The sequence below is a fragment of the Segatella copri DSM 18205 genome (assembly GCF_025151535.1).
Taxonomy (GTDB): Bacteria; Bacteroidota; Bacteroidia; order Bacteroidales; family Bacteroidaceae; genus Prevotella; species Prevotella copri.
This window is the reverse complement of sequence record NZ_CP102288.1, coordinates 1,410,077-1,433,568: the sequence shown is the minus strand read 5'-3', so window position 1 is coordinate 1,433,568 and position 23,492 is coordinate 1,410,077. Positions and strand designations below refer to the sequence as shown.

At 43.5% G+C, this 23,492-nt stretch carries 23 protein-coding genes and 1 pseudogene; 12 read left to right on the top strand and 12 right to left on the bottom strand.

The genetic code is table 11. The annotated features are described in order from the left end of the window. Nucleotides 1–143 precede the first annotated feature (143 nt). Complete coding sequence (locus NQ544_RS06070; protein WP_153072405.1) at nucleotides 144–239, bottom strand: smalltalk protein; 96 nt, start codon at nucleotides 237–239, stop codon at nucleotides 144–146. A 98-nt stretch (nucleotides 240–337) separates the two neighbouring features. Next, nucleotides 338–1,003 (bottom strand): HU family DNA-binding protein, encoded by a 666-nt coding sequence (locus NQ544_RS06065; protein WP_006849480.1) that lies wholly within the window; start codon nucleotides 1,001–1,003, stop codon nucleotides 338–340. 817 nt (nucleotides 1,004–1,820) lie between these two features. On the opposite strand from NQ544_RS06065, the gene NQ544_RS06060 reads away from it, so the two are divergent. Then, nucleotides 1,821–3,152 (top strand): transposase, encoded by a 1,332-nt coding sequence (locus tag NQ544_RS06060; RefSeq protein WP_228023575.1) that lies wholly within the window; start codon nucleotides 1,821–1,823, stop codon nucleotides 3,150–3,152. Nucleotides 3,153–3,159: 7 nt separating this feature from the next. Here the strand turns inward: NQ544_RS06060 and tet(Q) are convergent, their stop codons facing one another. Beyond that, nucleotides 3,160–5,079, bottom strand: a complete 1,920-nt coding sequence (gene tet(Q) / locus NQ544_RS06055) for a tetracycline resistance ribosomal protection protein Tet(Q) (RefSeq protein WP_006849477.1) — start codon at nucleotides 5,077–5,079, stop codon at nucleotides 3,160–3,162. Nucleotides 5,080–5,411: 332 nt separating this feature from the next. Here tet(Q) and NQ544_RS06050 point away from each other — a divergent pair, with 332 nt between their 5' ends. Then, complete coding sequence (locus NQ544_RS06050; RefSeq protein WP_006846397.1) at nucleotides 5,412–6,641, top strand: IS1380-like element IS612 family transposase; 1,230 nt, start codon at nucleotides 5,412–5,414, stop codon at nucleotides 6,639–6,641. 817 nt (nucleotides 6,642–7,458) lie between these two features. Here NQ544_RS06050 and NQ544_RS06045 read toward each other — a convergent pair. The 7 genes and pseudogenes from NQ544_RS06045 to NQ544_RS06015 form a co-directional block, all read right to left on the bottom strand. Further along, nucleotides 7,459–9,018, bottom strand: coding sequence for an alpha/beta hydrolase fold domain-containing protein (locus NQ544_RS06045; RefSeq protein ID WP_006849345.1), 1,560 nt, complete (start codon nucleotides 9,016–9,018; stop codon nucleotides 7,459–7,461). Between the two features lie 15 nt (nucleotides 9,019–9,033). Then, nucleotides 9,034–9,150 (bottom strand): annotated as a pseudogene (locus NQ544_RS06040) (alcohol dehydrogenase); the annotation flags it as partial. Between the two features lie 83 nt (nucleotides 9,151–9,233). Next, the gene (locus NQ544_RS06035; protein ID WP_153134080.1) at nucleotides 9,234–9,467 is read right to left on the bottom strand and encodes a BlaI/MecI/CopY family transcriptional regulator; all 234 of its coding nucleotides are present in this window, start codon (nucleotides 9,465–9,467) and stop codon (nucleotides 9,234–9,236) included. Nucleotides 9,468–9,986: 519 nt separating this feature from the next. Next, nucleotides 9,987–10,166 carry a transcriptional regulator gene (locus NQ544_RS06030; protein ID WP_005816310.1) on the bottom strand — a complete coding sequence of 60 codons (180 nt, stop codon included), beginning with the start codon at nucleotides 10,164–10,166 and terminating at the stop codon, nucleotides 9,987–9,989. Between the two features lie 26 nt (nucleotides 10,167–10,192). Next, the gene (locus tag NQ544_RS06025; RefSeq protein WP_006849341.1) at nucleotides 10,193–10,945 is read right to left on the bottom strand and encodes an MBL fold metallo-hydrolase; all 753 of its coding nucleotides are present in this window, start codon (nucleotides 10,943–10,945) and stop codon (nucleotides 10,193–10,195) included. Next, on the bottom strand, nucleotides 10,942–11,508 hold the full coding sequence (locus tag NQ544_RS06020; protein WP_006849340.1) for a flavin reductase family protein: 567 nt from the start codon (nucleotides 11,506–11,508) through the stop codon (nucleotides 10,942–10,944). The genes NQ544_RS06025 and NQ544_RS06020 overlap by 4 nt, the downstream gene beginning before the upstream one ends. Before the next feature lie 12 nt (nucleotides 11,509–11,520). After that, nucleotides 11,521–11,754: a hypothetical protein gene (locus tag NQ544_RS06015; RefSeq protein WP_006849339.1), complete on the bottom strand. Its 234-nt coding sequence runs from the start codon at nucleotides 11,752–11,754 to the stop codon at nucleotides 11,521–11,523. A gap of 220 nt (nucleotides 11,755–11,974) precedes the next feature. Between NQ544_RS06015 and NQ544_RS06010 the strand changes: the two genes are divergently transcribed. Beyond that, nucleotides 11,975–13,204: an IS1380-like element IS612 family transposase gene (locus NQ544_RS06010; RefSeq protein WP_260113672.1), complete on the top strand. Its 1,230-nt coding sequence runs from the start codon at nucleotides 11,975–11,977 to the stop codon at nucleotides 13,202–13,204. 187 nt (nucleotides 13,205–13,391) lie between these two features. Next, the gene (locus tag NQ544_RS06005; RefSeq protein WP_006846396.1) at nucleotides 13,392–13,790 is read left to right on the top strand and encodes a hypothetical protein; all 399 of its coding nucleotides are present in this window, start codon (nucleotides 13,392–13,394) and stop codon (nucleotides 13,788–13,790) included. Between the two features lie 63 nt (nucleotides 13,791–13,853). Here the strand turns inward: NQ544_RS06005 and catA are convergent, their stop codons facing one another. Then, nucleotides 13,854–14,489 carry a type A chloramphenicol O-acetyltransferase gene (gene catA / locus NQ544_RS06000; RefSeq protein ID WP_006846395.1) on the bottom strand — a complete coding sequence of 212 codons (636 nt, stop codon included), beginning with the start codon at nucleotides 14,487–14,489 and terminating at the stop codon, nucleotides 13,854–13,856. Nucleotides 14,490–14,696: 207 nt separating this feature from the next. Here catA and NQ544_RS05995 point away from each other — a divergent pair, with 207 nt between their 5' ends. The 8 genes from NQ544_RS05995 (at nucleotide 14,697) to NQ544_RS05960 (ending at nucleotide 22,931) form a co-directional block, all read left to right on the top strand. Continuing rightward, nucleotides 14,697–15,926 carry an IS1380-like element IS612 family transposase gene (locus tag NQ544_RS05995; protein ID WP_260113671.1) on the top strand — a complete coding sequence of 410 codons (1,230 nt, stop codon included), beginning with the start codon at nucleotides 14,697–14,699 and terminating at the stop codon, nucleotides 15,924–15,926. Between the two features lie 195 nt (nucleotides 15,927–16,121). Continuing rightward, complete coding sequence (locus NQ544_RS05990) at nucleotides 16,122–16,763, top strand: hypothetical protein (protein ID WP_153134076.1); 642 nt, start codon at nucleotides 16,122–16,124, stop codon at nucleotides 16,761–16,763. Between the two features lie 403 nt (nucleotides 16,764–17,166). Continuing rightward, nucleotides 17,167–17,577 (top strand): hypothetical protein, encoded by a 411-nt coding sequence (locus NQ544_RS05985; RefSeq protein ID WP_006849335.1) that lies wholly within the window; start codon nucleotides 17,167–17,169, stop codon nucleotides 17,575–17,577. A 400-nt stretch (nucleotides 17,578–17,977) separates the two neighbouring features. Then, the gene (locus NQ544_RS05980; RefSeq protein ID WP_153134077.1) at nucleotides 17,978–18,574 is read left to right on the top strand and encodes a hypothetical protein; all 597 of its coding nucleotides are present in this window, start codon (nucleotides 17,978–17,980) and stop codon (nucleotides 18,572–18,574) included. A 195-nt stretch (nucleotides 18,575–18,769) separates the two neighbouring features. After that, the gene (locus NQ544_RS05975; protein WP_006849333.1) at nucleotides 18,770–19,300 is read left to right on the top strand and encodes a hypothetical protein; all 531 of its coding nucleotides are present in this window, start codon (nucleotides 18,770–18,772) and stop codon (nucleotides 19,298–19,300) included. Between the two features lie 33 nt (nucleotides 19,301–19,333). Then, nucleotides 19,334–19,717, top strand: a complete 384-nt coding sequence (locus NQ544_RS05970; protein WP_006849332.1) for a hypothetical protein — start codon at nucleotides 19,334–19,336, stop codon at nucleotides 19,715–19,717. Nucleotides 19,718–19,905: 188 nt separating this feature from the next. Continuing rightward, the gene (locus NQ544_RS05965; RefSeq protein ID WP_006849331.1) at nucleotides 19,906–22,347 is read left to right on the top strand and encodes a hypothetical protein; all 2,442 of its coding nucleotides are present in this window, start codon (nucleotides 19,906–19,908) and stop codon (nucleotides 22,345–22,347) included. A gap of 23 nt (nucleotides 22,348–22,370) precedes the next feature. Beyond that, nucleotides 22,371–22,931, top strand: a complete 561-nt coding sequence (locus NQ544_RS05960) for a DUF5675 family protein (protein ID WP_006849330.1) — start codon at nucleotides 22,371–22,373, stop codon at nucleotides 22,929–22,931. 97 nt (nucleotides 22,932–23,028) lie between these two features. Here the strand turns inward: NQ544_RS05960 and NQ544_RS05955 are convergent, their stop codons facing one another. After that, entirely contained in the window at nucleotides 23,029–23,340 is a 312-nt protein-coding gene (locus NQ544_RS05955) for a nucleotidyltransferase domain-containing protein (RefSeq protein WP_006849329.1), read from the bottom strand. Between the last annotated feature and the right edge of the window lie 152 nt (nucleotides 23,341–23,492).

Genomic DNA, 23,492 nt, shown 5'->3' with positions numbered 1-23,492 from the left:
ATCCTTGATGACCGAAACGACCATGACCTTAATGACCGGAATTCTCGGTAGAACGAAAACGACCGCTCTCCTCGTATGAGGTGAGCGGTCGTTTTCATTTATGATTGAGTCTGCTTATTATAATAAATTAGACTCCATGTTCTTTATCCCATGCAGCTCGTTACTCCGAGCGTAGTAGCGATAGCGGTCAGTATGCTGATGGCTATCTGCAGAATTGTTTTCCAAGTGTTCGCTTTCATTTTTTTTGAATGTTGAATGTTGAGTGTTGAATGTTGAATTTTTTGTGGGGCGGATAGGCTGGGCTAGGGGCTAGCACCCTAGCCAGTCTATCCTTGGGCTATTCAAGGCCGTCGCCAGTATCGCCAGTACCGCCGCCTGATTCAGAGCCTTGGCCTTCGCTGCCGGTCTGACCGGTGTTTGAACCACCTGGGGTAGAACCGCCTGGTGTATTATCCGGAGTAGTTGGCGCGTTGAGGTCAACGTTGGTCTTACCCTCCTTAATCGCCTTGATAACGGCTGCCTGAGCGCTGCGGCTGGCTACGAGGTTGAACTCGGCGTCATCGCGAAGGTTCTTGAACTCCTGACCAGGCTCCCACTGAACCTTCACACCGGTGATGTTCTGTGCGGTGAACTTGTCGGCATCCTCAGCACCCTTTGAGGTGAGAAGGATAGAGAAATCACCAAGGTCGCCCAGACGGATTTTCTTGCCCTCGAGCAACATCTCACGCATGCAGTCTACGGCGATGTAGAGGATGGCGCTGATGTCAGCTCTCGAATAAACACTGCCATGCGAAGTGATGTGCTTGGCAAACTTCTCGATGGTCATGATGTCGGTGTACTGTGAGATGGCGAAAGCATTCTGCTTCTCGGTCTTCACAAGTTCCAGGTCCTTTGGGTCAGGGGTCTTGCCCTCCTTCTTCGCCTGGTTGATGCGTGACTTCGCCTGGTTGATTTCCAGAAGATTTGCGTTCACGCTACGCATTACGATGCTGTAATTAATCATAGTCGTTTGTAGTATGTTTAGAGTCCTTTGTTTTGCAACTCCCCAGAACGCCCCGTTCCTGCCGTTTTCGGGGTCTTCATTGATGACCGGCGCCTGCCATCATTTATGACCCGTGTTGGTCTTAATAGAAGACCGCCTTCAGGCACCTAAGGCGTTTCCTTCGATTGCTGGTGCAAAGATACGATAAAATCCGGTATCTACCAAATTTAGACATGTGATAAGGAGCGATTTTCAGCAAACTTACGATTTGAAAGTTAGCTTAAAAAACAAACTCTATGTTTATGCGGTGCATCTCTATGTTTTGCGATATAGGAAACTATGTTTAGCGTTATAAATCTGTATATTACAGAGTGATAACCTATTTGCAGAAACGTGTTCAGTATTCAGTATTCAGTTTTTTTCGCTGTTGTTACCACTCTCTGTATAGATAGTATATTATATATATATTATAATATATATATATAATATAAAATAATTACTTACAATTTATAACCATGAAAAAGGTAACTATCGCGAAAAAAACTGAATACTGAATACTGAATAACCTTTTAGGCATTCTAAGCCCTGGTTATAATAGCAATCACCCAGGCGTCCTTACATGGCGACTGGGTCGCATCCAAAAATAACTTTTTTCGAAACTTTCTCCCGAAATCTTGTAGTTCTTCGTCAATTTTGGAGTTTTTTAAGACTTGAATAACTATTGAGCCCACTTTAAAAAGTAAGGCCTGTTTAAAATGTTTATATTTCACGAAAATAATCTCTGCTTTATGCTGTTATCTGGAATATTTTTCGTATCTTTACACCATCAATTAAAAGAATGACTATGTTTAAAAAGACAGATCCGAATCCTCAGTTAGATATATTCACGGCTCCCTCAATGCAGTTAGGAAGTCGTGCTTCAAAGAAGTATTCTGACCCCAACGCATGGCATAACCAGTTCTATAGCCTCGTGACAACCAAGATTGATGAGGAGATATTCAAGCCATTGTTTCCAGAAGGCAAGAAGAGCGGCCGCCCAAATGCTTCCATCCGCATACTCGTGGCTATGTCTGTCTTGAAGGAGGGATTCGGTTGCAGCGACGAGGATCTGTTTGAGAAGTGCGAGTTTGACCTTCTTACCAGAAAGGCTCTCGGCATGGAACTTCTGACTGATGTAACCCCATCAATAGATACCTATTATCTGTTTCGCCGCCGCATCTGCGAATATCAGGAAAGAACTGGCATTGACCTGATGCAGCTCTGCTTTGAGCAGCTTGCTGGCAAGCATGTACACCTTCTCAAGAAGGTAAAGGCAGACAGTCTTCAGAATCCTAACGATCCTGATGCAACCTATCGTGCCAAGAACGACCAGAAGGTGCAAGGCTATGTGACCAACATCACAGAGACTGTAGAGGAAGGCAAGCCTAACATCATCACTTCCGTTCAGGTTGAAACTGCAGTATTTGCAGACTGCCATTTCCTTCAGGAGGCTGTGGAAAACAGTGAACGTGTCACGGATTCTACGATTGAAGACCTGTATGCAGATGGTGCCTATCAAAGTCCAGACAATCGAGAGTTTGCAAAGAACCACAATGCCATGCAGCTCAAGACTGGCAAGATGCAAGGTGGATGCAGATGGGAACTGATACCACATGACGAGGATGGTCTTACCATCAGGGAGATTGCTACTGGCAACACCTATGAGGCCGTCAAAGCTGTCACAAAGCAGGGCTCCAGAAAACGTTGGAGAATCCCATGGAACAACAAAACCGGTTGGCGTTACTTTGAAGACAAAGACATTAAAGCCTATCAGCTAAGGAAGCAGATAGAAAGCCTTCCTTTGGAGGAGCAGCATAAACGAAATAACGTTGAAGCTGCCATGTTCCAATACAGTTTTCATACACGTAATGGCAAGACCCGATACAGGGGCTTGCTCAAACATCGTATGCATGCATATAGCAGATGTATGTGGATGAACCTCCGAAGGATGGTAATATTCCAGATTTCAACATTTCAAAGATCGATATTTGCCCTTTTCGGGCCTATCAGAGAAGCTTTCGGCTCTTTCAAAGCGATTTCTCGACAGATATTCACCAGCGGAGCCGATTGCTATGTTTCACTCAGAATGACCACACTGGTCAGACTGGAATCAAAATATGCTCCTTTTTAAAGTGGGCTCATGACATTGATTTTTGGAACATGAATAAAAGTTTATCTTTTTCGTTCATGCGGATATTATCAGAATAATCGCCTTTTGTTATTTGATACCCGCATGGCTTGACCATAAAAACGCCTAAGCCCTTAGTGTATGAACTTACTTCTGAGGCGTAGTCTTTACTTGTATTTAATGGAACTTTCCCTTTAATATGACACCACTCATTATTGCAACTGATGTCTTCAATCTCAGACATCATTTTTTGCAAATCTGTAATAGCTTTGGAACTTGCCGCTTGGGGTATCTGCAACTCAAAATAGAGCATCGGTTCGAGAATGTCCACACCTGACTGTTGCAAGGCCAGCCTGAAGACATAAGGGGTCAGCTGTCTGAAATCAGCAGGTGTACTTACCGGGCTATAATACTCGGCTTGAGTAAAAGTTACTTTCAGATCAGTCACTTCCCATCCATGTAAACCAGATTGGCAAGACATACGAATCCCTTCAAAAACGGCATTTTGAAAAGAATGGTTCAGATAACCATAGGAGATGTCACTTTCGATTTGCAACCCTGTCCCTAACGGCAAGGGTTCAAGCGTCAGCCCTATTGTGGCCCAGTAAGGGTTGGGTGGTACTTCGATCTGAATAATCTTATTGACCTTTTTTATAGGTCGTTCTTTGTAGATAGTCTTGATCTCATCAAAATGGACCTTTACGGAAAATCGCTCTTCAAGCAATGTCTGTATGATTTCCTTTTGGGTCAAACCATATAACGAGATTTCCAATTCATCACTATAAGAGTTTATGGAAAAGGACAAAGACGGGTCTTCAATCCACAATGTATTCAGAGCGGATATAACCTTGCTTCTCTCTTCGGGCTTGTCTGGCCGGACGGAGGATTTGAGGGCGGGATGCTGATGGGATAATCCTTGAATCAAACAAGGCTTAACACCTAAATAATCTCCGATTCGAAAATCTTCCATATCCTCTACAATCGCGATATCATTGGCACCCACTTCATCAACATTTATCTCTCTGCCCTGATAAATAGTCTTTAGATTTTTAATCTTGATGAATTTTTCCGAATCGTTGATTCTTACAACGTCTCGAAGTCTCAGACTTCCGTCAATTATTTTAAGAAAACTTCTTTTATGCCCTTTGGGGTCATGCTCTATCTTATAGAGATAAGCTGAAAGTCTGTTTGAGACTGATGCCGGAGGAAGTATAAAAGAAGAAATGGCGTCCAACAACTCATTGATACCGATATTGAACATTGCTGATCCATGTAGCACCGGATAGACTTTGGCTTTTGCCACAAGAGCGATTATCGTATTCCAATAATCAGCCGGTGAAATTTCGCTATCCGCCAAATATCGTTCTAATATATCGTCGTCATGGTTGCATACAAATTCTTTGTATTCTTCCTTTATATATGTTTGGGAGCAAACCGGATAAACCGATCCATCGACAACAGTTTGCATAAACAGGACATCTTGCGACAGATTTGTTTTTATATCCATATACAAACGCTCCAAATTCACACCGTCACGGTCAATTTTATTGATAAATATAATTGTCGGGATTTGCAGCTTTTGTAAAGTACTGAACAGCAACTTTGTCTGCGCTTGTATGCCTTCCTTTGCGGATAAGATGAGGACTGCTCCATCAAGCATTTTGAATGTCCGCTCCACTTCCGCAATAAAATCCATGTGTCCCGGAGTGTCAATGATATTGCATTTCACTCCATTCCAGATAATAGATGTCGTAGAAGCCCGAACAGTAATTCCTCTACGTTTCTCTATATCCATAGAGTCTGTTATGGTGTCACCATTATCCACACGGCCGCACTTTTCCGTTGCTCCACTGGCAAACAGCAGATTCTCGGTTACGGAAGTTTTTCCTGCATCAATGTGAGCAAGAATTCCTAAATTTATAATATTCATTTGGATTAAGCAATTATATACTACAATAGATGCATTGTCGAAACGCACCTTTTAATACCTCCTCGTAGCATGTGAGAACTACAGGATTACTAACTCGTATTAATATGTATATTATTACTGCCGCATAACGATTACCTTAATTCCGCAACACTTTGATTTAACTTTATTTATAAGTTCCTGAGCAACAATAAGTTGCCTAGGATTTTGCCGTGTCAGATTTTTCACTTATCTTAGTGTTGCAATTAGAAAACAAGCGAAAATCGTAACAAGGCGCTGCAAAGGTACAAATAAAATCCGAAAAACTCACACCTTTTGGAGGAATTTTTTCAATCATGGAGAAATTTGACTCCATGCTTTCACCCGTTATCGACTCAACACTGGGTCAGAGATGCCGCAGTATCATCGGATATCAGTTCAGCGAGATAGTCCGTTCGCTGATGAGCGATTATTTCTGTGGCGGCTCATGCGTGGAAGATGTAACGTCACAACTGATGCGCCATCTCTCGTATCATCCGACCTTGCGCACATGCAGCTCTGATACCATCCTCAGAGCCATCAAGGAACTGACACAGGAAAACATCTCCTATACTTCCGACCAAGGCAAGACCTATGATTTCAATACTGCAGACAAACTCAACACATTGCTTATAAACGCTTTGGTTTCTACAGGCGAGTTGAAGGAAATTGAGGAATACGATGTTGACTTTGACCATCAGTTCCTTGAAACGGAGAAGTATGATGCAAAACCGACCTACAAAAAGTTCCTCGGCTACAGGCCTGGCGTATATGTTATCGGTGACAAGATAGTCTATATCGAGAACAGCGATGGCAACACGAATGTGCGTTTTCATCAGGCAGACACCCATAAGAGATTCTTCGCTCTTCTGGAATCCCAGAACATCCGTGTAAATCGCTTCAGGGCAGACTGCGGTTCCTGCTCGGAGGAAATCGTCAGTGAGATAGAGAAGCATTGCAAACATTTCTACATCCGTGCCAACCGATGCAGTTCGCTCTACAATGACATCTTTGCTCTGAGAGGATGGAAGACGGAGGAGATTAACGGCATCCAGTTCGAACTCAATTCCATTCTCGTTGAGAAATGGGAAGACAAGTGCTATCGTCTTGTCATCCAGAGACAAAGACGCAACAGTGGCGACCTTGACCTGTGGGAAGGCGAATACACTTACCGTTGTATTCTGACCAACGATTACAAGTCATCGACAAGGGACATTGTTGAATTCTACAATCTGCGTGGCGGCAAGGAACGTATCTTTGACGACATGAACAACGGATTCGGTTGGAGCAGGCTCCCCAAGTCATTCATGGCGGAGAATACTGTCTTTCTTCTGCTTACTGCATTGATACACAATTTCTACAAGACCATCATGAGCAGGCTTGACACCAAGGCTTTTGGGCTCAAGAAAACGAGTCGCATAAAGGCTTTTGTCTTCAGATTCATCTCCGTACCTGCCAAGTGGATCATGACTGCAAGGCAATACGTGCTGAATATCTACACAGAGAACCGAGCTTATGCAAAACCCTTCAAAACAGAATTCGGATAAGAATCCTTTCTTTCCGGTTTGAATCTGCGTATTACCTCAAGTCGCATCGTGGGGTAAGGGGATGGTGGCTACATATTGATGTTGTGCTGTTGCTTTTTACTGAAAGCTGCTACTAACGACTCATAAATCTACCCTTAATCGTGTATTGGATGATAGTTGCGGATTTTAGGTTAAGCAATAATATACTACAGTAGATGCATTGTCGAAACGCACCTTTTAATACCTCCTCGTAGCATATGAGAACTACAGGATTACTAACTCGTATTAATATGTATATTATTACTGCCGCATAACGATTACAAAATTACACAAAAAAATATATCTAACAAAAGTGGGAGGATTTTTTAACTTTTTACCATAGACATTTTATTAGGGAAGCGTAGGTTCAACTGGCAAGTACAAATAAGTAGAAATGTTTGAACAACACCGTTTTAGGAAGTTGAAAAATCAAGTTTCTCTCTCGGTATAGCGTTTATTTTGGCCAATATCTTCTTTAGTTTAGCATTTGTGTATTTCCCATTCGTGTTCTATTTAGCTCCTTATTATGAGTATGTAGCAAGTTACTTATCAAATTCAGCCTCTTTGAGGGTCAAATATGGTTTTGCAAATGGTGACTGACAAGACATAAACAAGGTCAGCAGGAATTTTTTACATAAATGGACATGAATGTATATAACCTAAAATAAGAATAAATTTTAATAAGGGCTGCCCAAAAAGAAAAAAATGCAGTTGCCATCCTATAGATACTTGCAGAAAGGATAAAATTTACTTTTAGACCTTTTGGGATAGCCCTTATTAATACTTCAGATAAAATTCCTTAGGTTATATTTTCAATCCTTTGGACCGGGTTTCCTCCTTGGCATACAGTCCCGGACGCCCGATTGAAAGCTTCCATGATTTCGGCATCCAAACCAAATCCTTTACCATATTGCTTCCATGATTCCGAACCATCGTCAAAAGCCTTTGTCACAGGGTAGAACAGAAGCAAGGATTCTATTTTGCCGCGGCATGTTTCTGACAAAGCTGTGGCCAGGGCAAGGTTGCCTCCCGAACTGTCACCGCCAATGGTGATGTGGTTGACATCAATATGCAGCTCTGCAGCATGGTCGATGATGTAATTGACAGTAGAGATACAATCGTCCAGCCCTTCAGGATAAGGGTGTTCTGGAGCCAAACGATAGTCAAGAGCTATAACTCTCATCTTGCCCGATGCAGCCTGGGCATCACAGAATCTTCCACAACTGTTGATGCTGCCAAAAGTCCAGCCACCTCCATGCAGATACAACAAGACTGGAAGGCGTTGGTCTTGACTTCCCTTGGGCTCATAAAGGCGCATGTTTGGGGTAATCATTTTTGTTTCCACATGGTCAGAATACTTGGGTGGAGCATTCCGGGCATTGCGGACAGCTGTCAACCCTTTGTTATCTCCATCAATAGCCCTGAGTATAGCCAATGTCTGTTTGTGTTGTAGGTCTGACGGCATGTTACGTAGGAATTCATCCGCCTGGATGCGCATCAAACATTGTTCTGCAATCTCTGCCACCTCTTTCTCCTCTTTTGACTTTTGCAAGAAGATGGCAATTGATAAGTGAGAACCGTCGGGCAAAAGAACGATTCCAACATCGTTTCTATCTTGTCTTCCGTCAGAAGAAGGAAAACCAGAACCTGTCTTGTGAATCAGTTTGCCGTCTTTGGGCAAGACTGCTGCTATGCGTTGCTGACCCGTATTACAATCAGCCATTGTATCCCAGATAAAGGAGAGATTCTTGTTATCATCCCTATGAAGATAAAACCACTCCAAGAGCCTTGCCATTTCTTTTGGAGTGGCTGAGTTTTCTATGGTTCTATGAGGATTCTTTTTCATCTCCTTCTCCGTCAGTTGCACATGGATGTCTTTGAATCCAAGCGTATGGATATATTTCTCTACTGCATCCGGCTGTCCGCATGATGCAAACAAAAGGTCGCACGCATTATTGTCGCTCTGTTTCAATGACCATTCTATTAACTCTGCAAATGTGAAATAACGCATACCTTCAAATATTGAAAGCATAGGCGACCATGTCTCAGCGTCCAGACTATCCTTGTGTACAAGAACAGAGTCGCTCAGTGTCAGTCCTTTCTTGTGCAAGTAGTCTGCTACGTATAAAGCCTGTGGAAATTTCATGACGCTGTGCATGGCAAAAGCACTATCCTCCTGATGACCGCAATACAAATCCCCATTCACAATGCTTGCCCCATATGAAAAACATGAGGATTGACCTTTCGCCTCTGTCGTCTGGATATAAGCCAGGAAAAAGGTAAGAAGCAGAAAAAGTAGGATTTCGCTCACTCGTTGAGTTCCTCCCGTGGGGGTGAACATGATTTGATGTATCTTCATCTTTCCTTTATCTGTTTATTGAGTTATGGCCACTTTGATAACTCCATCTCGCTTCTGCTCAAAGAGTTCATAGGCTTCAGCTATCCTCTCCAACGGAAAACGGTGGGTGATGAGCGGTGTGGTGTCAATCTTCAAACCTGCCTTTATCTATATATGTATATGCTTTCATTATCTTAAGAATGGGTCAAGCGTTGCCAATAACTCTGATTTCTGCACTACTCACGATTTTTGTTGTCATTTTTGTTTGTTATCACCCATCGGCCATCCTTGCGACCGCCTTCACGAGAGAGTATGCCTTTGGATTGCAGGTCTGCAATATCTTTTTTTATCGTTCTCTGTGTTACAGGTTCTTTTTCCGAAATCTTTTGGGAAATCTTTTGGGAAGTTAAAGTGCAATCACTCTGCACCAATGATAGTATAATCCGCTGTCTATCAGTTATTTCTTCCATAGATTCTTTTGGGAAGTATTTTGGGAAGTCTTTTAGGAAATCATTGTCTTTCTTTCCTTCTTTCTTGCCACTCTCATCCAGTTCCTTGCCAATAGAGACAAGATAAGCCTTCTCGTCAACAAAAGCCTGATGTATGGGCACCGTCGCAAGGAAGTGACCATTCCATAGTCTTCCCCTTCTGCAGTTCGTCGATGTTTATTGGTAATGCCATATATTTCTTCCTGTTCTGTGTCACCTCATACTTGTTCAGTATTCATGCGTATCTGACATTTCGGTGCAAAGGTACGATTTTTTTTTGAAAAACGATGCGATTTCCATAAAAAATCGCATATAACAAGACAAACAAATATCTTGCATGGCTACCATGTGGCGAATGTTTTGTTACTTTATAAAAAAAACGTAGCAAAGGTAAACCTTTGCAGTCGGGTAATCATCCTATTGGTGGTACAGAAGTTCAGATAGGAAAGGAAGGTACTGCAGCCTGTTATTCAAGACCGCAGTACCAAGCCATTAAAGTTTTTACTCTGCAGGTGCCCATTTGCAACGAACAGGAGAGACGATTGCGCCCTCTGCCTTCAGCTGCTTCATGGCTGCATCTACCTCTTTGCGGTCGAGACCGCTGAGTTCTGCGATTTTACCTGCGTTAAGAGGCTGACCTGCCTCTTTCATTGTTGCTAATACTTTTTCTTTTGCGTCCATTGTTTTAACGATTTAATGTGTTAATATTATATTGTTATGCTGTCTCCTTCGTGCCCGATGCACCAAAAGGGGACATCCTTTTCTTTGCAGAAAGGCTCCATGCGCCACGCACTCTCAAACCCACTCATGACAAAGTGCATCGGGACAAACATTCCAACCTTGAAACGTTCGATAAACTGACGCCCTCCAAGCGTATAACCATTGCCGATGCGTCCGTCCACAGGAAACATCACGAGGTCAAAGGAATCGTTAATCTTGCGAATATCTTTAAGTTCACCAAGATACTGTTTTTCCTCTGCTACAGGATTGATATACTGACCAAACTCTTCACTGAATACCTCTCCTTCGGGTGTGTCGTCAGCAAGGAAACGTGCGTACCAGTTGCACAGGTCGCCTGCGTGAAAGATTGTTTTACCTTCTGTCTCAACAATCCAACTCACGCCACTATCGTTACTTCCTGTAGCTGTCACTTTCAGGTTCTCATCTTCCCATACCGCTCCTTTGGCCATCCATATACCAGCATCCTCTTTCTGAGCTCTTCTTCGTTTGAGTATATCCTTTGACAGGATGTATGTAATATTGGGGATGCTATTCTTCCATCTGAGGATTGATTTCGTGAAGTGGTCCTCATGGAAGTGGCTTGAAAACACGTACACATGTTTACATGTATTCATGTACACACGCATGACTCCAGCAGGATCCATCCAATAGTCAAAGACCAGGATGCATTGAGACGTTTCAAGCAAGAAGCCGCTGTGGAAGATGTATCTGAGTGTCATAATTTCAAAGCCTTGCCGTCTGAGAATACATGTCCGACTGTCTTGCCAAGTTCTATGTAGCCGTGATGCACAGGGTCGTAGGTGATGAGCTGCATCTTCTCCACATCGGGCTTGCCATCCTCAGCAAGATACTTTTCATCTACGAGGATGTTTACAATCTCTGCCACGATATAATAACCCTCTGGTGACTCATCGATTTTCTCTTTGATGCGACATTCCAATGTCATGGGGAAGTCTGTAAAGATGGGAGCGTTGACATTCTCTGCCTTCTCGACGTTCCAGCCTGTCTTCGCCATCTTGTCTGTATCGTTCTTGGCAGAGACGATGCCTACGAAATCTGCTGCCACCATGGTCTGCTTTGTAGCAAATGCCACGGTGAAGTCGGGCCAGTTGTTCAGGTTTTCCGTAGTGGCATGTGCGCCCATGGCAATCATAATCTCCTTTGCGTCCCATTGACCGCCCCAAGCAGCGATCATTGCATTGGGCTTGCCGTTCTTGTCGTATGTGCCGATAATCAGTACCGGCTGTGGAAGCATCCACGATTTTTGTCCAAATGATTTCATTCTTACTTCTTTTTATTGTGTTATCAATTCATTCAACTTATCTTCTCGTATTACTTTCGGTTGTGCCTTGCCTGCCAGAACGAGAATCTTCTTCCCGCCTCTGTAGATGTGCAACTGTCTGCTTCGTACCACTGCCGTCAAGGTCTCATCATCCTGCATAGCTTGCCATATCGGATAATACACACCTTCTGGTTCAAACAGCTTTTTCTGAAGGTGTGAGCACATGTTGGTTGTGTCTATTGTCATATAGTTGTGTTATATCATTAACCCTTAATTCCGCAACACTATAATTTAACTTTATTTATAAGTTCCTGAGCAACAAAAAGTTGCCCAGGATTTTGCCATGTCAGAATTTTCACTTATCTTAGTGTTGCAATTAGAAAACAAGCGAAAATCGTAACAAGGCGCTGCAAAGGTACAAATAAAATTCGAAAAACTCACACCTTTTGGAGGAATTTTTTCAATCATGGAGAAATTTGACTCCATGCTTTCACCTATTATCGACCAGACACTTGGTCAGAGATGCAGCAGTATCTTCGGATATCAGTTCAGCGAGATAGTCCGTTCGCTGATGAGCGTTTATTTCTGTGGCGGCTCATGCGTGGAAGATGTAACGTCACAACTGATGCGCCATCTCTCGTATCATCCTACCCTTCGTACATGCAGCTCTGATACCATCCTCAGAGCCATCAAGGAACTGACACAGGAAAACATCTCCTATACTTCCGACCAAGGCAAGACCTATGATTTCAATACTGCAGACAAACTCAACACATTGCTTATAAACGCTTTGGTTTCTACAGGCGAGTTGAAGGAAATTGAGGAATACGATGTTGACTTTGACCATCAGTTCCTTGAAACGGAGAAGTATGATGCAAAACCGACCTACAAAAAGTTCCTCGGCTACAGGCCTGGCGTATATGTTATCGGTGACAAGATAGTCTATATCGAGAACAGCGATGGTAACACGAATGTGCGTTTTCATCAGGCAGACACCCATAAGAGATTCTTCGCTCTTCTGGAATCCCAGAACATCCGTGTAAATCGCTTCAGGGCAGACTGCGGTTCCTGCTCGAAGGAAATCGTCAGTGAGATAGAGAAGCATTGCAAACATTTCTACATCCGTGCCAACCGATGCAGTTCGCTCTACAATGACATCTTTGCTCTGAGAGGATGGAAGACGGAGGAGATTAACGGCATCCAGTTCGAACTCAATTCCATTCTCGTTGAGAAATGGGAAGGCAAGTGCTATCGTCTTGTCATCCAGAGACAAAGACGCAACAGTGGCGACCTTGACCTGTGGGAAGGCGAATACACTTACCGTTGTATTCTGACCAACGATTACAAGTCATCGACAAGGGACATTGTTGAATTCTACAATCTGCGTGGCGGCAAGGAACGTATCTTTGACGACATGAACAACGGATTCGGTTGGAGCAGGCTCCCCAAGTCATTCATGGCGGAGAATACTGTCTTTCTTCTGCTTACTGCATTGATACACAATTTCTACAAGACCATCATGAGCAGGCTTGACACCAAGGCTTTTGGGCTCAAGAAAACGAGTCGCATAAAGGCTTTTGTCTTCAGATTCATCTCCGTACCTGCCAAGTGGATCATGACTGCAAGGCAATACGTGCTGAATATCTACACAGAGAACCGAGCTTATGCAAAACCCTTCAAAACAGAATTCGGATAAGAATCCTTTCTTTCCGGTTTGAATCTGCGTATTACCTCAAGTCGCATCGTGGGGTAAGGGGATGGTGGCTACATATTGATGTTGTGCTGTTGCTTTTTACTGAAAGCTGCTACTAACGACTCATAAATCTACCCTTAATCGTGTATTGGATGATAGTTGCGGATTTTAGGACAAAATCAATGATATTATGAAATCTGCCAGTTACATCGAGTGGAATAATCTGAAGAATATCCCTTTCTTCCTTTGCCAAGTGGTCGAGGACGAAGAAAACAAAGACATTGACATCTATTATTTAGGTGAACGTGTCTTACACGATTACGACCATGTAGGACACTATATGCGTTCTGCCATTATACTGTTCCGAAGAATCAAGAACCGCACAGCCGACTGGGTAAACCTTCAGAACCTCTGGACGCTGCGCAACTGTATTCGTGAGAATTATAATCACGGTATAGGTGTGGATAGTCTGATTTACGGAGAGGACTTTGACGGTATGAACCCCGAAACGCTTACCCCATTGACTAAAAAACGTTTTGATCTTATAGTAAAACGAATCAAAGAGCTTGACAAATACGCAACAATTTAACCCTGCACAAAATATGCAGATGCACGAAGCCCCCGGCAAGTTACCCCGCCGGAGGCTTCGTATTTATATTTCCGTACATATTTTTTGTATTGTATTGACAAGCCTTGATACATGAAATCCGTCACATACCGCATGATGTACTTGTATGGATAACGGAATATAGAATTTATCTTCTTGCTTGAAATATTTTCCGAACGTAAAAATCGGCAATAAGTATCCGGTATCGGGCTTTATATTAAGATTAAATCCTGTGAACGTAGTCCAAGGCAATGAGGATATTGGAAAAACATTCTTAGGAGCTTGAGGTTTGGCATCTATAGCGGTATTATTCCCGTAGAGTTCTATATCCCGGTTATAATTGGATAAAAAGGTATTCAGATCTTTATCCCATTCCGTCCATATATTGGAAAAGGTTTCACTCTCTTTATGGAAAACAGTGTAACATGGGTGTAGTGTCTCCCATACTCCTACTTCCCCATTCTCGTTTATGTCTGTTCTGAACTCATCATAACAATTTACCGCTTTTGATAAGGCATAAACAAGAAGAGGATAGAGTTTAGTATTCTGTTCTGTCTTAAATCTGATAACTCTTGAAATATCAATATTGACCGTTATACTGTATGTACATGGAATCTTATCAAAATAATGGTCAAAATAAGGATTCCTTTTCCAGTTGTTTCTATCTATTATCTTAAACATTGTGATAAACCTTAATTCCGCAACACTATAATTTAACTTTATTTATAAGTTCCTGAGCAACAATAAGTTGCCTAGGATTTTGCCGTGTCAGATTTTTCACTTATCTTAGTGTTGCAATTAGAAAACAAGCGAAAATCGTAACAAGGCGCTGCAAAGGTACAAATAAAATTCGAAAAACTCACACCTTTTGGAGGAATTTTTTCAATCATGGAGAAATTTGACTCCATGCTTTCACCCGTTATCGACTCAACACTGGGTCAGAGATGCCGCAGTATCATCGGATATCAGTTCAGCGAGATAGTCCGTTCGCTGATGAGCGTTTATTTCTGTGGCGGCTCATGCGTGGAAGACGTAACGTCACAACTGATGCGCCATCTCTCGTATCATCCTACCCTTCGTACATGCAGCTCTGATACCATCCTCAGAGCCATCAAGGAACTGACACAGGAAAACATCTCCTATACTTCCGACCAAGGCAAGACCTATGATTTCAATACTGCAGACAAACTCAACACATTGCTTATAAACGCTTTGGTTTCTACAGGCGAGTTGAAGGAAATTGAGGAATACGATGTTGACTTTGACCATCAGTTTCTTGAAACGGAGAAGTATGATGCAAAACCGACCTACAAAAAGTTCCTCGGCTACAGGCCTGGCGTATATGTTATCGGTGACAAGATAGTCTATATCGAGAACAGCGATGGCAACACGAATGTGCGTTTTCATCAGGCAGACACCCATAAGAGATTCTTCGCTCTTCTGGAATCCCAGAACATCCGTGTAAATCGCTTCAGGGCAGACTGCGGTTCCTGCTCGAAGGAAATCGTCAGTGAGATAGAGAAGCATTGCAAACATTTCTACATCCGTGCCAACCGATGCAGTTCGCTCTACAATGACATCTTTGCTCTGAGAGGATGGAAGACGGAGGAGATTAACGGCATCCAGTTCGAACTCAATTCCATTCTCGTTGAGAAATGGGAAGGCAAGTGCTATCGTCTTGTCATCCAGAGACAAAGACGCAACAGTGGCGACCTTGACCTGTGGGAAGGCGAATACACTTACCGTTGTATTCTGACCAACGATTACAAGTCATCGACAAGGGACATTGTTGAATTCTACAATCTGCGTGGCGGCAAGGAACGTATCTTTGACGACATGAACAACGGATTCGGTTGGAGCAGGCTCCCCAAGTCATTCATGGCGGAGAATACTGTCTTTCTTCTGCTTACTGCATTGATACACAATTTCTACAAGACCATCATGAGCAGGCTTGACACCAAGGCTTTTGGGCTCAAGAAAACGAGTCGCATAAAGGCTTTTGTCTTCAGATTCATCTCCGTACCTGCCAAGTGGATCATGACTGCAAGGCAATACGTGCTGAATATCTACACAGAGAACCGAGCTTATGCAAAACCCTTCAAAACTGGATTCGGATAAAGTCCGTTCCTTATGGTTTTAATCTGCGTATTGCCTCAAGTCGCATTGTGGGGTAAGGGGAAGGTATGCACAAATCGGACAAAATTCACGCTCATACTATCATGATGCATAGTGTTCAAGCTCTTTACTGCAATTGAGATTGCCATTGAGATTGCTTGCGGATTTTAGGATAATAAAATTATTTCCTTTAATTATTTGGATGACCCATCTAACTTTAGCTTCTATTTGCAATTTTTTATCGATAAAAATGTAAAGAGTCCGTGTTCTCCTCCTATCGGAATAAAGGCTGATGACTTAGCAGGTATGTTCGTTTTTTTACATAATTCGTTAGACTTTTGGAATAGGTCAAATCTCCATCCTGGCCTTGTATTTGGAACCAATGATGATGAGAGAATGCCTAAAGCTTTATACTTCCTTCGTAAATCATATCAGCTTGGTTATGATGCAAAAAAGAGTTTTACAGATACTCTTAATCAGTCAAAACGAATCGTTATATTTGGGCTAAGTTTAGTTGGTATAGATTATGATTATTTTAAGGAATTCTTCGAGACGGATCATGATTCTGATACTGAAGTTGTTATTATAAACAAAAAAGGTGCTTTGGACAATATTCGTAAAATACTTAAGGAGAAAGGATGCAAAAGACAAGTTTCTTATTTAGATATTGATGAGGACTCTATTGTAACGGATGTTGTAAAAATGAATAAGGAAATATGTTATAGTAATTTTATAGGGTTGTGTGATACAATAGCTGAAGAATCCGTTGCTTCAGAACACCGAAAAATTGTGCAGGTGAATAATGTTTTCGAAGTAAGGCCAAGGTATGATATACGTTAAAATTTAACTTTGTGAGTAGAAGAGAGGAAGTGAGATGATAAAATGCGCACGTCCTCTCTCTTTAAAAAGTCATTTTTGATAATTTCTTCAAATGTAATCATCTGATAATCAAATGGCGTTTTGTAGGATAAAGAACCCCAAAAATACTTTTTAAAGTGAACTCTGTTATAGTTAATAATCAAGTAAAATCAGCTGTGCAGAGTGCTGCACCTATCATGCAAATTCCATAAAAGTATCAGGGAGAAGTGATGCTGCAAAAATGCTCACTTTTCCCTCTTTTTTTGTCAAAAAACTAAAAATCAGAAAAATAATAGTACTCATATTACGGATTAAGGAATCGTAGTACACCCTTTTATTTCGCTCTTTCTTTGTAATTTCACACCGAAATTTAAAAAAAGAAATTATGGGAAAAGGACGTAGTTACATGAATTCATATGCCGACGGCTATATGAGAGGCAAGGTTGTCAAGGAAGTGGGAGCACTCCTTGACCACATACTAGTGGAGGAAATCACAACCCCCACAATCATAAAATTGGAGTTTGGACCTTCTTACGATACCATTAGAGAACTAAGACAGCAAGATACCTCAAAATCCTTTGAGACCATCAGGCAATTCTGCTACATCATCGGCTATTATCTTTACCAAGAAATAGAGGCGGTGGAGAACTATAAGAAATATGTAAGGGAAAGGGAATCCAAGCTTACCATGCTGTATGAGATGAAAGAAAGATATAAGAAAATTTACGGAATGCAAGCCGTAGTGGTTCTCAACCTTATGCATAAGGGAAAGGACTTGCTGGCTTTTATGAAGTAATATATAAGTGAGTTTTTCCGCCTCACTATGTGTTAGCGAACTCATTTTGAGGCTAGTTCTAATCTATAAATAAATACCAAAAAAAGAAAGTAAAATATGATGAAATCGGAGACCAACTGTCCCCTAAGGGTGTATTCCCTTATAGTTCTCCTGGCATTTGCTTGTACCAGCAAAATTGTTAGCGCAAACAAATTCTAACGTCCTCTACTAAGGAACGAGCGACAAAGAACTTAATTTCTAACTAATATAAATTTCGAATTATGGGGAGATTTATAATCAAGCTCTTGCGCTTGATACTGAAGTATGGGCGATTCGGCCTTTTTTGCGTGGTCATTCAATTGAATGGCAACAGCAAGTTTATTGAGTATACTTACAATTTGAGGCGTTCCCTCCTATGGATATGAGCATACACGCACACTTACTGGTAGATGTTGCCATGCAGGAAAGAGATTTTCATGATGCGCTCGTATTACGTCGATACTTGGAGACCTTTAACAGAATAGACAATCATTTGGTTGAAGCTGAACTTCCTAGGCTTGATGCTTATATCGCCACTCTGGATGGCTATTATGAATACCTGGAGCAAAGGAATAGAAAACCATTAAAGAATGGTACCAGAGTCGGCCGAAAAAGAGAGTACCTTTTTGTGACAGATGAAGCATCTTCTTTAAAAGATGAAGAGACCACCGCCGAGCAAGCCTCTTTATTTATAGAATTTCTCACCCTAAATGGCCTGGATTCATTGCGTACCAGTGCGAGCAAGTCTTCACCAATGAATATCGCAATATTTGCGTTTATCAGATATTGGAGAAGAAAGGGCATCCTGGCACCGCAGCATATCGTTAGTGCCAATGCCATTTATCGATTTCTTACCGATGATTGTAATATACGAAAAGAAGTTACGATAAAATCGTTCAACAATGTCTTCAATCATTGTGAGGACATTCAGAATCAAGAAATGGATGATAAAGTGGCTGATTTCTTTGCCCAGAGATGATTTTTTTGTGGGATTAATAATTAATCCTATTTTTCCTATTTTTCCCAAAGGTGTTTTTGCCCTATCTTTGCACCCGTAATCAGGCAAGTAAAGTCTGGTTGCGGGCGTTTTTTGTTTATAGGAATCCGGTACCGTTCCTGAAACTGAAATTTGGCGAATATCTCGCAGTCCAACTCATAAACATTATATATAAATATGGAAGGAAACGCTTATGTGTTTTATCATCCGCAGTTTGGCGGATTGAGAGTGGTAAAAAACGACGAAGGACTGTTCTTTTGCATTGAGGACCTGGTTGCCATCACAGATATCGGCAGAGATAAATTGTTCCCAGTATTAGCCGACACGGAGGGAAAAGTGGTAGAAATATACGTGGAAGCGGAAACCAAAAAGGTTCCGAAGGATTTTAAACCTCGTTTGTTTTTCGGTGAATTTTTTGGCAATGCTGACAAGGTAAATCGAAATAGTAGATTGGCTTGGAGAAGTATGACATTCGTAGACTCTCAGGTGGTGAGAGATATGACGATAGGCAGTTCGAAAGATCCTGAGCGTAAGTTGTTTTACAAGTGGGTCAAGGATTTTATCCAGCCTGTGATGGAGGACGAGGACAGATGTTGGTGTCATGAATGTGTCATGATGAAAAGAGTCTGTTATGACCCTCTGAAAAAGCCGATGGACATCCGATATGCTGCCGACGGCCTGTATATCAACGATACGCGAATCAACTAACATTATTCATCTTTTAAACAAGTGATTACAATTATGAAACAAGCAGCAAAGAAGCAGCTCCTCAACGCCCAGAAGGTGGACGGAGCCATCATCAGTGAGGAAAACGGTACCATCGCCTTCCGCAAGGCGCCATGGAACGATACCGAGGTTATCTGCGAACAGCCTAAGGTGATACCGGGCAGAATGGTATGCTCTGGCGAGAAGGGAGGAGATGAGTTCGACTTCAAGCCTTATGAACGTACGGGCGAGAAGCTTTTCGAGGAAATCTTCAAGACCAAGCATGCCGTGGTGCGCACCACCAAGCGCACGGTGCAGGTAAACTATACCTTCAGCCGTGACCTGGACAAGCGGGACATGCTGCGCTACCTCAAGGTAGAGCACAAGGAACTGATTGCCGGATTCAAGGAGAAATTATAAATTACAGAACTTTCGCATGTGGGGAAGTTAAGGGAAGTTAGGGAAGTTAGAGGGAAGTTAAGGGACAAATGTCCTACGTTTTATGCAAAATAACTATTGTCTCTTCACTTCCCGAACGACCGTAGGGAGTGATAACTTCTTTAACTTCTTTAACTTCTGAACTTGCGAAATCATTCAACATTCAAAAAATGGAACATATTATAGCATATAATCCGTACAAGAATGGCAATAAGGGGAGCGTAAGCTCCCAGCCACTCTCGGTCTACGACAAGACCATCGCTTATCCCTGGATGGCAGACCTGGTAGCTGCCATCCGTGGGGGTAACGATGAACTGAAGAAGCAGCTGCCTTTCCGCTGCGCTCACTACTACCAGTTCCGAGACAACAGACGCTCGCAGAAGAACGCCGTGCCCGAAAGCTTCCTCTTCCAGACCACCATCGATGTGGACGACAAGGAATATGTGGACAAGGCGATAGAGAAGGCACGAGAGCTGAACTGCAGCGACACCATCTGGAACGGAGCCTTGCTGCACCTGGAGTACTCAGCCCGCAAGAAGTTGCACATCGACATCCGCATGCCCATCGGCATGACTATCGAGGAGACGCAGCGAGCCTATTGCGAGGCGCTGGGCGTGCCCTACGACGAGAGCTGTATCACGCCAGAACGCATGCTCTTCATCACCGACAAGGCGTCTGAAATCTATCGCTCGCCCCATTGGTACGAGGTGCTGCCACAGGAAGAACTGAAGAAGCGCAGACAAGCCTACCTGGACCGTGGGCTCACCATCGACGGAAGAGGTGTGGCTGTTTCTGCTATTCAGCCTGCCCAACCTAGTGATAGCAATGCTGCTCATGCTGCTCATCTCAGCCCTGCTGGAACTCATCAGGATGCTGGCGCTGTGGCAACCGGCAAGAACCTAGCAGCCTTCGACCTCTTCCGCAATGCGGCAGGTCTGAAGGACGTAGACATCAACACCCCAGGCTCCCGCCACTCATCGCTCCTGGCGATTATGAGCGCAGGCGCATCGAGAGTGATGCCCGAAGAGGAACTGAAGGCGGTGGTGGCACAGAAGATGCCTGCCTTTTCGCAGGAACGTGACTGCCAGCAGCTGATCCACGACTTCTATGCGAAATATGGTGACAGTTCGAAGCCGATGTCGCAAGCCGTGATCCGCATCAATGCCCAGGCAGAGAAGTCCTCCCAAAAGGATGCCGTGGCGTTAAAAGCCGAGAGTTCCGAGGGCGGCACGGATATCAATGCGGAAGATGATAGATTAGTACCGCCTCCGATGCCCGAACATCTCCCGAAACTCGTGGAGCTGCTGCTATCGAAGACACCGGACGTATACAAGCCAGCCGTGGCACACGCCATCTTCCCGCCACTTGCTACACACCTCTGCAAGACCACCTTCAAGTACATCGACAATGTGGAGCATGAGGCTACCCTGATGTGCTGTCTGCTGGCGGGTACGGGCGCAGGCAAGAACTGTGTGCAGATGCCTATCAACATGATTATGGAGGACATCAGGCAGCGCGACCGTGAGAACCTGCAACGGGAGAAGGAATGGAAAGAGGAGGTGACACGCAAGGGCGCCAACAAGGATAAGCGCAAGCGCCCGGAAAACCTCATCATACAGGAGATAGACGCCGATATGACCAATCCGGCATTCGTCATGCGCACGGCTGAGGCTCAGGAACATTTTCTCTATACATCGCTCAATGAGATAGACCAGTTCGACGCCCTCAAGGGGCAGGGCAACCAGCAGTTCAAGATTATGTGCCTTGCCTTTGATCCGGGCAACCAATACGGTCAGACTCGCGTGGGTACATCGAGCGTCACCGAGCGCATCACCATCCGGTTCAACTGGAATGCATCGACCACCGTCCAACTGGGGCAGCGATATTTCTCAAAGGTGCTCACCGACGGACCTATCAGCCGCATCAACTTCTGTACTATCCCGGAGCGGGAAATCGGTGCCGAAATGCCAGTATACGGCGAATACGACGAAGCCTTCAGAGAGGCGCTCAGACCGTACATAGAGAATCTGTGCAAGGCGTCGGGTAGGATAGACTGCGCTGAGGCTTCTGCCCTGGCAGAAAAGTTGAAGGATGAGAACGCCGACTTTTCGCGCATGTCGCAAAACAGGGTGTTCGAGAATCTCTCCTTCCGTGGCAACGTAATTGCCTTTCTCAAGGCTTGTGTGCTATACGTGGCAAACGGCTGCAAATGGGAACCCGAAATAGAAGAGTTCATCAGATGGAGCGAGAGCTACGACCTGTGGTGCAAGATGATTTTCTTTGGCGCCAGCATAGCCAAGGCTAATGAGGTAGGAGAGAAATCGAGCAAGCGAGGACCTGCCAACCTGCTGCAGCAATTGCCTGACACCTTCACTTATGCGCAGGCAGAAATGGTGCGTCTGCAGAACGACTTCGGAAAGAAGGGTACGGCGACGATGCTGAGAAACTGGGTGAACCGTCATTATATCGAGAAAATTCCTCCGAAGGGAGTAAATGCCGACGGAGCTGACGGAAAGCAGGGCGGAAAGGTGTTCAGTATTCAGTTATTCAGTTTTAAGAAGCTATTATTCCGTTCTGACGGACTCGACCTGAGATGTTTTAACGCAAAATAGTTTAACACTTAACATTCAAGCAAATGGAAATAGTATTAAAGCGTATAGCTAAAAAAGGAACTTATACCATCGGCAGACTCTATCTGCTGTCCGATAGTAGTGTAAAGCGTAACTCGCTACCCGGCAAGAAGAAGGACGACAAGTGTACATTGGTTCATACCTTTGACAGCCAGCTGTTGTCCAAGGATACATATCTCTGTGAAACCATGGAGCCTACATGGCGCAATCTGTTGGGTATCAAGCTAAAGCCAGAGAAAGTGGATGCCCGCTATAGCCGCAAGAGCGGCGTGAAGGCTCGTAAGGTACCTGGCCATACTGCCATTCCTGAGGGTACTTATCCTGTGGTCATATCGTATTCTCCAAGATTCAAGCGTTGGCTGCCATTGCTGGTGGGTGTGCCGAATTTCGAGGGCATCCGCATCCATGCAGGCAATTATCCTGACGACACACAAGGCTGCATCCTTGTTGGAGAGAACAAGTTCGAGGGCATGGTGGTGAACTCCCGCATCTGGCTGCAGCGGCTCATCAACGCCATGACTGCGGCGCGCGACCGAGACGAAAGTATCTGGATTACCATCCTATAGGTTACAAGTGATAAACAGATAGGGAACGCACTGCGTTCCCTATTTTATTTCTTTATCACCTTCAGAACCTGGTCGGCAAGGCTTCGCATTCCCTTTATCATATGGTAATTCCTTCCCTTGTTACATTATGATTAAATAAAGTATAATGGTTCTCCTCCCATTCTTTTTGGGAGAAAAGTATAGGATTCATAGTTTCATCAATATCCCATCCTAATTCTCTTAGTGGATAGGAATACTTGTCGTAATCTTGCAGAGTGACCTTTGGCTTGTCGAGAAGAATAAGAATGTCCCAATCGCTTCCTTCGTGTTCTGTACCTCTGGCGCGAGAACCGAAAAGGATAGCCTTTGCATGAGGGTCTATCTCATACAATTTGTTGTGCATCGCTTCTATAATTGGGTTCTTCTTCATACGCAATCATTCACTATTTCACCGCAAATTTATATACTCATTTTATTCAAGTTTCGCAAGTGAGGGAATTGATTGAAGTTAAAGAAGTTATCACTCCCTACGGTCGTTCGGGAAGTTAAGGGACAATAGTCTTCTAGCGTAAAACGTAGGAC

Coding starts and splice junctions, on each gene's coding strand:
- NQ544_RS06070 (WP_153072405.1), bottom strand. CDS start 239: ATGAAAGCGAACACTTGGAAAACAATTCTGCAGATAGCCATCAGCATA.
- NQ544_RS06065 (WP_006849480.1), bottom strand. CDS start 1,003: ATGATTAATTACAGCATCGTAATGCGTAGCGTGAACGCAAATCTTCTG.
- NQ544_RS06060 (WP_228023575.1), top strand. CDS start 1,821: ATGACTATGTTTAAAAAGACAGATCCGAATCCTCAGTTAGATATATTC.
- NQ544_RS06050 (WP_006846397.1), top strand. CDS start 5,412: ATGGAGAAATTTGACTCCATGCTTTCACCCGTTATCGACTCAACACTG.
- NQ544_RS06045 (WP_006849345.1), bottom strand. CDS start 9,018: ATGAAGATACATCAAATCATGTTCACCCCCACGGGAGGAACTCAACGA.
- NQ544_RS06035 (WP_153134080.1), bottom strand. CDS start 9,467: ATGGAAGAAATAACTGATAGACAGCGGATTATACTATCATTGGTGCAG.
- NQ544_RS06030 (WP_005816310.1), bottom strand. CDS start 10,166: ATGGACGCAAAAGAAAAAGTATTAGCAACAATGAAAGAGGCAGGTCAG.
- NQ544_RS06025 (WP_006849341.1), bottom strand. CDS start 10,945: ATGACACTCAGATACATCTTCCACAGCGGCTTCTTGCTTGAAACGTCT.
- NQ544_RS06020 (WP_006849340.1), bottom strand. CDS start 11,508: ATGAAATCATTTGGACAAAAATCGTGGATGCTTCCACAGCCGGTACTG.
- NQ544_RS06015 (WP_006849339.1), bottom strand. CDS start 11,754: ATGACAATAGACACAACCAACATGTGCTCACACCTTCAGAAAAAGCTG.
- NQ544_RS06010 (WP_260113672.1), top strand. CDS start 11,975: ATGGAGAAATTTGACTCCATGCTTTCACCTATTATCGACCAGACACTT.
- NQ544_RS06005 (WP_006846396.1), top strand. CDS start 13,392: ATGAAATCTGCCAGTTACATCGAGTGGAATAATCTGAAGAATATCCCT.
- catA (WP_006846395.1), bottom strand. CDS start 14,489: ATGTTTAAGATAATAGATAGAAACAACTGGAAAAGGAATCCTTATTTT.
- NQ544_RS05995 (WP_260113671.1), top strand. CDS start 14,697: ATGGAGAAATTTGACTCCATGCTTTCACCCGTTATCGACTCAACACTG.
- NQ544_RS05985 (WP_006849335.1), top strand. CDS start 17,167: ATGGGAAAAGGACGTAGTTACATGAATTCATATGCCGACGGCTATATG.
- NQ544_RS05980 (WP_153134077.1), top strand. CDS start 17,978: ATGAGCATACACGCACACTTACTGGTAGATGTTGCCATGCAGGAAAGA.
- NQ544_RS05975 (WP_006849333.1), top strand. CDS start 18,770: ATGGAAGGAAACGCTTATGTGTTTTATCATCCGCAGTTTGGCGGATTG.
- NQ544_RS05970 (WP_006849332.1), top strand. CDS start 19,334: ATGAAACAAGCAGCAAAGAAGCAGCTCCTCAACGCCCAGAAGGTGGAC.
- NQ544_RS05965 (WP_006849331.1), top strand. CDS start 19,906: ATGGAACATATTATAGCATATAATCCGTACAAGAATGGCAATAAGGGG.
- NQ544_RS05960 (WP_006849330.1), top strand. CDS start 22,371: ATGGAAATAGTATTAAAGCGTATAGCTAAAAAAGGAACTTATACCATC.
- NQ544_RS05955 (WP_006849329.1), bottom strand. CDS start 23,340: ATGAAGAAGAACCCAATTATAGAAGCGATGCACAACAAATTGTATGAG.